Annotated in this window: 1 protein-coding gene and 1 pseudogene; one reads left to right on the top strand and one right to left on the bottom strand. The window is 36.4% G+C overall.

The features are described 5' to 3' along the window. Positions 1-715 (top strand): IS630 family transposase (locus IQ224_RS23690; protein WP_194033280.1); only part of this gene is annotated, 715 nt, incomplete at its 5' end. A 140-nt stretch (positions 716-855) separates the two neighbouring features. Here the strand turns inward: IQ224_RS23690 and IQ224_RS23685 are convergent. Further along, positions 856-1032 (bottom strand): annotated as a pseudogene (locus tag IQ224_RS23685) (ISKra4 family transposase); the annotation flags it as partial.

The following is a 1032-nucleotide window of genomic DNA, read 5'->3' as shown; positions in this document are numbered from 1 at the left end:
AGAATTGACAGGGATAAAACGAAGTCCTACCCAAGTGAGGAAATTCTTAAAATCCTTGGGAATGAAATGTTTAAAAATAGGTTCTCTTCCTTCTAAAGCTGACCCAGATGAACAAGAAGACTACAAACAAAAAAAGCTAGAACCCAGACTAAATGAGGCTAAAGAAGGAAAAAGGGCTGTTTTTTTTGTTGATGCCGCTCACTTCGTCATGGGAGCATTTCTCGGTTTTGTTTGGTGTTTTGAGAGACTTTTTGTTAAGTCACCGAGCGGGCGTAAACGCTTCAATGTTTTAGGAGCATTAAATGCAATAACTCATGAAGTGATTCTAGTTACTAATGACACTTATATTACGGCAACTCAAGTCTGTGAACTTCTTGAAAAAATAGCTGCTTTAGGACTAATGATTCCCATCACTCTAGTCTTAGATAATGCCCGCTATCAGAAATGTAAAATTGTTGAAGAATTGGCTCTTTCTTTGTCAATAGAGCTACTCTATCTGCCGTCTTATTCGCCTAATCTAAATTTAATTGAAAGGCTGTGGAAATTTGTCAAAAAGAAATGTTTACATGGTAAATATTATGAAAACTTTTCTGACTTTTCTTCAGCTATTTATGAATGTCTGAATGATGCCCATCTGAAACATAAAAAAGAACTGGATTCCTTGCTGACTCTACGATTTCAGAAGTTTAATAAATCTCAGATTATGAACATCTAAAGTATATATCAAATCTTAACTCGATTGTCTATCTTTTGATATTAACTTGTTTGTGCCGTAAGTGTCTCCCTGTATAGATTTCAGCTACTTTTAGGCGTAGGTACTCGGGAGCATCCCAGTTTTGCAATGAGTAAAAATACTCAGGCAATATCGCCGTTGAGATAAGCACAACGTAGCTTCAAATACTGAGGAACATTCTCTGCTTTCCATTGTGCTCCCACAATTTTCATTCTTGCACCTATTTGCTTAATCTTTGACTCTACACTTCCAGAACCGATGCAAATCCCTTGTGATTGATAGAGTTCGTAATTGGGTAT

This window comes from Microcystis sp. LEGE 00066, from assembly GCF_015207925.1.
In the GTDB taxonomy this organism is placed as follows: Bacteria; Cyanobacteriota; Cyanobacteriia; order Cyanobacteriales; family Microcystaceae; genus Microcystis; species Microcystis ichthyoblabe_A.
The sequence above is the reverse complement of the archived record's forward strand: the minus strand, read 5'-3'. Positions and strand labels throughout refer to the sequence as shown.